This window comes from Phycisphaerae bacterium (assembly GCA_035384605.1).
Lineage (GTDB): Bacteria > Planctomycetota > Phycisphaerae > UBA1845 > PWPN01 > JAUCQB01.
On record DAOOIV010000159.1, the window covers coordinates 1 to 8,972 of the forward strand.

Annotated in this window: 6 protein-coding genes; all 6 read right to left on the reverse strand. The window is 60.0% G+C overall.

The window, feature by feature from the left end; translation table 11 throughout:
* Positions 1–313, reverse strand: a 313-nt coding sequence (locus tag PLL20_20585) for a hypothetical protein (GenBank protein HPD32397.1), incomplete at its 3' end; no start/stop codon positions are given.
* A gap of 5 nt (positions 314–318) precedes the next feature.
* On the reverse strand, positions 319–909 hold the full coding sequence (locus PLL20_20590) for a hypothetical protein (protein HPD32398.1): 591 nt from the start codon (positions 907–909) through the stop codon (positions 319–321).
* Positions 910–929: 20 nt separating this feature from the next.
* Complete coding sequence (locus PLL20_20595) at positions 930–2,672, reverse strand: RHS repeat-associated core domain-containing protein (GenBank protein HPD32399.1); 1,743 nt, start codon at positions 2,670–2,672, stop codon at positions 930–932.
* 45 nt (positions 2,673–2,717) lie between these two features.
* Positions 2,718–3,329, reverse strand: coding sequence for a hypothetical protein (locus PLL20_20600; protein ID HPD32400.1), 612 nt, complete (start codon positions 3,327–3,329; stop codon positions 2,718–2,720).
* A 52-nt stretch (positions 3,330–3,381) separates the two neighbouring features.
* Entirely contained in the window at positions 3,382–5,226 is a 1,845-nt protein-coding gene (locus PLL20_20605; protein HPD32401.1) for an RHS repeat-associated core domain-containing protein, read from the reverse strand.
* Positions 5,227–6,822: 1,596 nt separating this feature from the next.
* Positions 6,823–8,972 (reverse strand): RHS repeat-associated core domain-containing protein (locus PLL20_20610; protein ID HPD32402.1); only part of this gene is annotated, 2,150 nt, incomplete at its 5' end.

The window sequence follows — 8,972 nt, forward strand, 5'->3', positions numbered from 1 at the left end:
GCGTCTGCTGAACGGCAGGCTGACCGTTGAGGGTGGTGCTGAAGTCCAGCCAGTTACCCCGGCGGTCGAGGTCAGTCCACTGCTGCTGCGACGGGAGGACCGGGTCGACCAGTGGGGTGGTGATATCGTCGCCCGGCGTGTTGAGCGTGCCCCGCTCGAAGGTCCGCAGCCGATTGCGGGCGTCGTAGCCATACAGTTCGCTTCGGTCGGTGGCCATGAGGTCCCGAGTATACAGCCGGTTGCCCACGGCGTCATTGCCGTAATCGTATTTCACCAGCATCGTCGGCGGATCGTCGTTCTTGAACCGTTCCATGTGGGTCATCCGGCCGTTGACGTCGTAGTCGAAGACGAAACAGGCGACTGTCGGCGGTCATCGCTGTTACCGGGCGAAGTCGGGACCTCCTCCCAGCCGAGCAGTGGGAGAAGACGATGCTTTATGCGAAACGCCCAGCGACCCATGAGCGAGTAGTGAATCACATCGTCGTCAGAGCGGCACTCCCAATGGATGTAGCAGGCCCGCTTGTGGCGGAATTCGGCGACCGTAGCCAAGAACGCTGGACCCCTCGTCCATGCGGCGATACCCCTCAGATACAAGCGTGCCTCGTTGATAGCCTGCCTGGGTGTCAAACCTCGGAGTCCAGTGAAGTCTTCCCGTTGTAGGATCGCAGCGTTCAGAATGCCGTTTCGTGGGTAACGATTGCCCCAAAGGTACCATGCTGCATCTTCGAGGATGAGGTTGATTCGGACCTTCTCAGGAGGAAGGCGGCGACAGTCCTTGAACAATTCAGCCGGGAGAACGCGCGGCTTGGTGAGCTCGTTGATCATGGACGATGGCGGTAGAAAGACCTTCGGTCCAAGCCTACATCGCCTCCGAACCTGCAACAGCCACTGTCGTATCGATCGCATCATGCGTCAAACCTCAACTATCGTCATACTATTGGCTGTCGCCAATCGTCCTGTTCATAGAGATACCATAAGCCTGGATACTGCTCGTATAGTCGCTCTCTCCTTTCTTGGATTTCCTCGTTGCTGGGCGGCAGTACTTTATCTTTCTCTTGTTGGGGCAACATCCACCAAGCACCTTCTGCCTCCACGCGCAATGCCCTTCCGGTAATTCTGGCCGCCCACCTGGCAAGCTTCGACATCCCACGGGCAAATCTCGCCCACTTGCTCAATGGCAACGACTGCTCAAGCGTGCCCATGCCCTTGACGAAAGCGGCGGCTTTTTCGGGACGAAGGTCTACAATGTCATCGGCCCCCGTTGCGACGTCTCTGAGTTTCACCACTACGGAGGAATCACTGCCAGTGTTAAAAACAGCCTCCACCGATTTGACCTCCGCGCTTACTCCCTCTGCGGCTGTCCCTATGTACTTCTCTCCGGCTGCAATCTTCTTCTCGATTGCCGCCGCAATATCCGCACACTCCTTAGCGGCGTCCCCCTCCAGACCGAAAGGATCTATCAGGACGGTCGGCAGGCTCGCAACGTATTCGTAGAGACTCACTCCGCCCACGTATCCCAACGGATCCCGCTGATGCCAGCGGCCGAGAGACGGAGAATATGTTCGCCAGTAGAAATGGTACAGGGCAACCGCCGGATCGTATCGTTGACCGGTGTAGGCATACGGGTTCCCGTAGGCCGAGGTCGGCAGGAGCATGCCGCCGGCATTGTAGATATGGGTCATGCCGTAGGGGTCATAACGATATCGCTCGACTACGTTGCCGCTGGCGTTCGTCATCGCGACGACGCTGTACAGCACATCACGCAAGTAGTGCAGGGCTTCTGCCTGCCCTTGTCCGATTTCTCCCGCCGTCGTCCAATCTACCATAGCAACAGGCATCGGGTACTCCGCACCCCAGACGAATTCTCGCAGCATCGTCGCCGTGGTGCCGCCGCTGCCGTTGTCGGTAATATCGTATTCCTCAATGACCATAGCACCGACGACAACATGGTGTGTCACCCTGGCTGTTGTGAGCATCTGCTGGGTCTGGGCATCGAGGTACTCCTTGCTCTCGACCCGACGGCCGACAGCGTCGTAACCGATCTCCAGCAGAATCTCATTGTTGCTCAGCCGCCGGACGCGGATCAGACGGTTTTCTTCGTCGTACTCGTACTTGTGGCCGGTGGGCGCGCCGCTGTCGTCCGCGTTGAAGGCCCAGGGGTTCTCGGTCAGGTTGCCGTTGTTATCGTTGGCCAGGGTGTACGGCGACTGGCCGCCGCTGCCGTCCGGGTCGAGAGTCAGCACTTCGTTGACCCCGTTGACCGTTCGCGTCTGCTGAACGGCGGGCTGACCGTTGAGGGTGGTGCTGAAGTCCAACCAGTTGCCCCGACGGTCGAGGTCGGTCCACTGCTGCTGCGACGGGAGGACCGGATCGACCAGCGGGGTGGTGATGTCGTCGCCTGCGGTGTTGAGCGTGCCCCGCTCGAAGTTCCGCAACCGGTTGCGCGAATCATGCTCATACAACTCGCTTCGATCGGTGGCCATCAGGTCCCGAGTATACAGCCGGTTGCCCACGGCGTCATGGCCGTAGTCGTATTCCACCAGCATCGTCGGCGGAGCCCCGTTCTTGAACCGTTCCATGTGGGTCATCCGGCCGTTAACGTCGTAGTCGAAGACGCTCGACACCCCGTTGGCAAAGCTGCTGCTGATCACCTGGTCGGCCAGGTCCAACACGCGACTTCCGCCCTAGGTCTCTTCCGGTCCTTGGCCCTTAGCCGGCTATCGTGCCATCTTCTTCACACGGTCCACATACCAGCACTCTGGGCTCGGGACGCCACGTACAACCCTATAGACGAAGATCTCCTTTACGCCATCTACTGATGTCCTGGATGCCTCTACACGATACGTCTCCGTTCCCACTTTTTCGAACGTGACATCGACCTCGGGCCAGTCGGTGGCGTCTCTCCACCGGGCGACGGCTGTCTTCCAATTGCTGACCAGATGGTCAAAATCGTGCGCGGGTGGCTCGAAGGTCAGGGCGTCCTTGAGAACGCGGAGTTCCCGGTTCTCCACCCAGACTCCAACGCTTTCTCCCGCCTCCAGTTCTTGCTCACTGCACATGACGGCGCGATCAAGGACGAGGCCGCTATTACTTTCGTTGGTGTCAACCAATTGAGTCATCGGCTGGCTGGGAAAGAGCACGTACGCGAAGTCACCTGGAACTGTCGCATCCTTGGTTGCAGACCAGACGACATCCAGCTCTCTTGCTTGGCGACGCCCCATCTTAGGTACAACCACCCCTGCAATGAAAGCCGCCGCTGCGATCGCCAGCACAACCGCACAACGTCGCAGGCTGACCCAACACAAGAACCGGGATTTGGTTACGCTCATTGTCCGTCTGTCTCGCGATCCCGACTGACCAAGATCCCTTGAGGCCCAGCATTCAACGCGTCCTTACCCGCCGAGGCCCGCGGCGGTGCGGGCGCGGGTCTATGCGCCAAGGCGGCGGATTGGGTTGCCCGCCCTCAGTCACATCGCTGTAGTCAAGATCTGGGAACAAATCCCGCAGGGTCTTCTTGCCTTGAATCAGATCTTGCGCCGCCTTGATAGCGTTAATCTCATTCTGTTGTCCATACCGACTGAAGTCAACCGAAACGTTCGGATCCGTAGCCGCGTCATAGAATATCCAGAAGGTCTTCCCAATAGCGTATATGTCTTCTGGATCCATCCCCCTAAAGAACCATCCTGCGCGTCCATAGTGCGCAGCCAGCAGCGTTATCATCCAGTCAATATCAGTGTCGCCATAGACGCTGCGGTACTCTAGGTTGAACAGTTCATCGCCCTTTGCGCCGTTCCAGGTGGGATCATATGTGTCGACGAAATCTCGCAGGTCTTTCGAGCTCCTGATCGCTTCGGTAAGAGCCTTCTTCTTCTCGTCCTCGCTCGACCACCTCTTCCGGCACTCCAGGCCCAACGGGTCTGTGCCATTCAAAGGACCACTTACCAAGTACTGATACAGACTCATGCCGTCGATGTACCCGATGGGATCCCGCTGATGCCACCGCCCGAGCGACGGCGAATACGTCCGGAACCAGAAGTGGTAGAGAACAACCGCGGCATCGTATCGCTGGCCGGTGAAGGCGTAAGGGTTTCCGTAGGCCGAGGTTGGCAGAAGAGCGCCGCCGGCATTGTAGATGCGGGTCATGCCGTAGGGGTCGTAGCGGTAGCGTTCGGCCACGTTGCCGGTGGCGTTGGTTAGCGCTACGACATTGCCGAGGACATCCCGCAAATAGTGCAGCACCTCAGCCTGGCCGGTACCGACCTGCCCGGCGGCGGTCCAATCGACTATCGCTACCGGCATCGGGAATTCGGTGCCCCAGACGAACTCGCGGGCCAGCAGGGCGGTGGGACCGGCGGTGATGCTGTACTCCTCGATGGTCATGGGCCCAAGGACAACATGGTGTGTCACCCGCGGCGTTGAGAGAATCTGGCCGGTCTGGGCGTCGAGGTATTCCTTGCTCTCCACCCGACGGCCGAAGGCGTCGTAACCAATCTCCAGCAGGACCTGGTCGGCAGGGCTAGTGAGCCGCTTCACGCGAACAAGGCGGTTCTCTTCGTCGTATTCGTACTTCTGGCCGGTGGGCGTGCCGCCGTCGTCGGCGTTGAAGGCCCAGGGGTTCTCGGTCAGGTTGCCGTTGCTGTCGTTGGCCAGGGTCACCGCCGACTGACCGCCGCCGGGCCCATCGGGATCGAGAGTCATGATCTCGTTGACCTGGTTGGCCTCGCGGGTCTGCTGGACCGCCGGCTGGCCGTTGAGGGTGGTGCTGAAGTCCAGCCAGTTACCCCGGCGGTCGAGGTCGGTCCATTGCTGCTGCGACGGCAGGGCTGGATCGACCAGCGGCGTGCTGATATCGTCGCCTGCGGTGTTGAGCGTGCCCCGCTCGAAGTTCCGCAGCCGATTGCGGGCATCATAGCCGTACAGTTCGCTTCGGTTGGTGGCCATCAGGTCTCGAGTATACAGCCGATTGCCCACCGCGTCATAGCCGTAGTCGTATTCCACCAGCATCGTCGGCGGAGCGCCGTTCTTGAACCGTTCCATGTGGGTCATGCGGCCGTTGACGTCGTAGTCGAAGACGCTCGACACCCCGTTGGCAAAGCTGCTGCTGATCACCTGGTCAGCCACATCCAGCCCGCGGGTCCCGCCAACGCCCGTCCCGCCCGAGACACCGGTCATCCGGAAGCGCCGATCGAACGTGTAGACGACTTCCCGGGTGCCCGGGTAGGTCACCGTGGCCGTGCTGTCGGGGCTGCCGATGGCATAATCGACTGTCGTGGTGTACGTCTCGCTCGTGCCGTAGGCCCAAAACTAGCTACGTCCCCGTTTCGACACCCCAGCCCACCATGATATACTCTTGCATGGCCAGTCCTCCCGCAGTTTGAGAGATAGAGAATTCCGAACAAACACGATTAACTCCCTCTATCGACCGCGCTGCTTGAAGGACTGGCCTTCTCTTGTTTACATAGATAACTCTGCGGTGGAAAGTATTGTCTGTTTGTCTGACGACGAAGAAGACCGTTGAACCACAGAGTACGCCGAGGACGCCGACCTCCTTTTCGCACCTTTACTGATAATGGCTTCTGACCCCTTTTCGACCCATCCTGACACCTTTTCCGGTCCCTTTTCCGGTCCCGCGCGACCCACCCACGCCGGTCCCGCCGGAGACGCCTTTGATCCGGAAGCGGCGCTCTGCGGGTCCAGAAGGAAAAGCTACGTCTCCTTGCCGAACTCCGTCGCCCTGCTAGACTCCGACTTGGCCTTGGCCAGGCGAAGAGATGCCCGAAAGGACGACCGCGCGGCCAAGCTGGCAGCCAGGATGGTCGCAATGTTGCCAAGGACCACAATCACCGTATTAGCTCCATCGGGCCAAAGCAAGTGGCAGAGGGTGATGCCAGCCAAACCGCATATTAGAAAGACGCCCAGGAAAACCAACACGGCTCCGAGAACCGCCACACAATACCGCATCGTCACGACCCCGTTTCACACAATTCACTCTTGATCTGATCAGGGAGCTGAGGCCTGCCTCTCTTGCACTTCACATCAAGGGTCAAGGTGATCTCACGCGGCTGATCACTTGTCTCTCTGACGGCAACGTGAAACCAGACAGGCCAAGCGCCGCCTCCCACGTATCCACGATAAGCCTTGTGCTGGTCCGGAGACAAAGTTGGTGTGATGGTAAACGTGAATTCGCAAACGGCTTTGACATCCTGACACAATTGACGAATGTGCAGCTCCACAACCTCGTGATCCCGGAGGCGTTCGGCGCTCGCCGCAAGCATGATCCTTCCGGCCCCTTCTGCACACACGGGACCCAACAGGCAACGGTCACCAGACGCTACTGTGACAGTGTACGTGCGTGAGGCTTGGCTAGACCGCCAGAGATCCTCCCGAATCTGCTTTGCGAACGCGACGCCAAGACGGTAGACGATTATGGTCCCCACCAGAAAGAACGCCACCCTGCCAACGAGCGGGGACGCATCCGGGCGCCTCCGGCTTGGACGTCCGATAGAGTCGGGGTTCATGATCGCAACTGCTAGCAGCACGAGGAAAGCGGGCAGAATGAAATAGATCACTCGTCCACCAGCCAGGATTCGGCGCCTCATTGGCCAGCCAACCTCCTCATTCCTTCGCAGGCATCGTCGGTAGCAGCCATGCTATCACGAAGCCGCGCAGATCATATCAGAACTCCAGATGACGAGACCTGTCTTCGGCTTATCGAAGCACCGCCCCATTCCGGAAAGGCGCTGCTTTGGGCTCTCAGCCCCCATCCTCTCCAGCGAGACTTGTTGACAAGACAACCATAGGAGCACTTTCATCGATGGACCCTCACTCCGCAGGGCAAGAACCGAAATCGTCGCCACTGTCATCACCGTCTCCAAACACCGATTCCACGTAATCGTCGATCTTGGACGGATCGATCGAAAGCCCCGCCGATATTGGGCCACGTGAGATCCCGATTTCGATCCAGTTGGAGCTCGGGTCCCACCCCAAAAAGACACTCCCTGCGTACGTTGATCCGCTCATACCAATGGACCTGCTGACTTCTGTACAAACTGTAAGGCCGTCCTCTTCGCTCCAACACAACCCGCCCTCCAAGCCAAGAGTATCTGACTGATATAGCGGCCCTGGTAATCGGCTGAAAGGCACTGCTCCTGTCCAACCACGCCGTCGCTGACTATTGCCAACCTGGAAACCACCAAATCCACCAAACCCGGAGTCCATACTCCAGCTTGCCTCTCCAACGATTTGCCCGTATCGGGTCTCATACTCCGCTTCGACAAAGCCTCCTCGAACCGGGGAGTTGCGCCAGAGCCAGGATGCGGCTGCATCCACAGCTGCACGATACACGTAATCCGGGGCGTTTGGATCGCCAGTATACAGCCATCGGAAAATGGACCACAAACCGAACGGGTCGACGCGCATTGCAGGCGAAGAGAGGACGTACTGATAGAGACTGAGGCCATCAAAATAACCAAGCAGATCTCTCTGGTGCCATCGACCCAGGGTTGGTGAATAAGTCCGGAACCAGAAGTGGTACAGGACAACTGCCGCGTCATACCGCTGGCCCGTGAAGGCAAACGGGTTGCCGTAGGCCGAGGTCGGCAGGGGCATGCCACCGGCGTTGTAGATATGGGTCATACCGTAGGGGTCGTAGCGGTAGCGCTCGACAACGTTGCCGTCGGCGTTTGCCAGGGCAACCACGTTGCCCAGCACATCCCGCAAATAGTGGAGCACCTCCGGTTGGCCGGCGCCGACCTGCCCCGCAGCGGTATAATCGATGATTGCCACCGGCATCGGGTACTCGGTGCCCCAGACGAACTCCCGGGCCAGGGCCCAGCCTGAGCCCTCGGTGAAGACGTGCTCTTCGATGGTCATGGCCCCGAGGACCACGTGGCGGGTCACCCGCGCCGTTGGCAGCATCCCTACCTGGGCGTCGAGATATTCCTTGCTCTCGACCCGACGGCCGAGGGCGTCGTAGCTGATCTCCAGCAGGGTCTCATTGTTCGTGAGCCGCCGGACACGGACCAGCCGGTTCTCTTCGTCGTATTCGTACTTCTGACCGGTGGGCGTGCCGCTGTCGTCGGCGTTGAAGGTCCAGGGGTTCTCGGTCAGGTTGCCGTTGGGGTCGTTGGCCAGGGTCATGGCCGACTGGGCGCCGCTGCCGTCCGGGTCGAGAGTCAGCACTTCGTTGACCCCGTTGACCGTTCGCGTCTGCTGAACGGCAGGCTGACCGTTGAGGGTGGTGCTGAAGTCCAGCCAGTTGCCCCGGCGGTCGAGGTCGGTCCACTGCTGCTGCGACGGCAGGACCGGATCGACCAGCGGGGTGGTGATGGCCGTGCCCTCGGCGTTGAGCGTCCCGCGCCCGAAATTCCGCAGGCGATTGCGGGCGTCGTAGCCGTAAAGCTCGCTTCGGTCGGTGGCCAGCATGTCCCGAGTATACAGCCGATTGCCCACCGCGTCATAGCCGTAGTCGTATTCCACCAGCATCGTCGGCGGAGCGCCGTTCTTGAACCGTTCCATGTGGGTCATGCGGCCGTTGACGTCGTAGTCGAAGACGCTCGACACCCCGTTGGCAAAGCTGCTGCTGATCACCTGGTCAGCCACATCCAGCCCGCGGGTCCCGCCAACGCCCGTCCCGCCCGAGACACCGGTCATCCGGAAGCGCCGATCGAACGTGTAGACGACTTCCCGGGTGCCCGGGTAGGTCACCGTGGCCGTGCTGTCGGGGCTGCCGATGGCATAGCCCACCGTCGTGGCGTATGTCTCGGTCGTGCCGTAGGCCTGGGTCAGACTGGTCACCCGGCCCAGGATGTCATACCCGAAGGTCTCGTTCACCAGGCTGTTGTTGGCGGTGAGCAGCCGGCCCGAGCGGTTGTAGGTGAAATCGTCCTGGTGGCCTGGATAGAACCGGTGCAGGAGACGGTACATGTTGTCCCACTCGAACGTGGTCACAACGCCCTTCTGGTCGGTTCGCG

What these genes read in the sequence shown, in the direction of transcription:
- PLL20_20590 (HPD32398.1), bottom strand. Translation starts at nt 909, where the DNA reads ATGATGCGATCGATACGACAGTGGCTGTTGCAGGTTCGGAGGCGATGT.
- PLL20_20600 (HPD32400.1), bottom strand. Translation starts at nt 3,329, where the DNA reads ATGAGCGTAACCAAATCCCGGTTCTTGTGTTGGGTCAGCCTGCGACGT.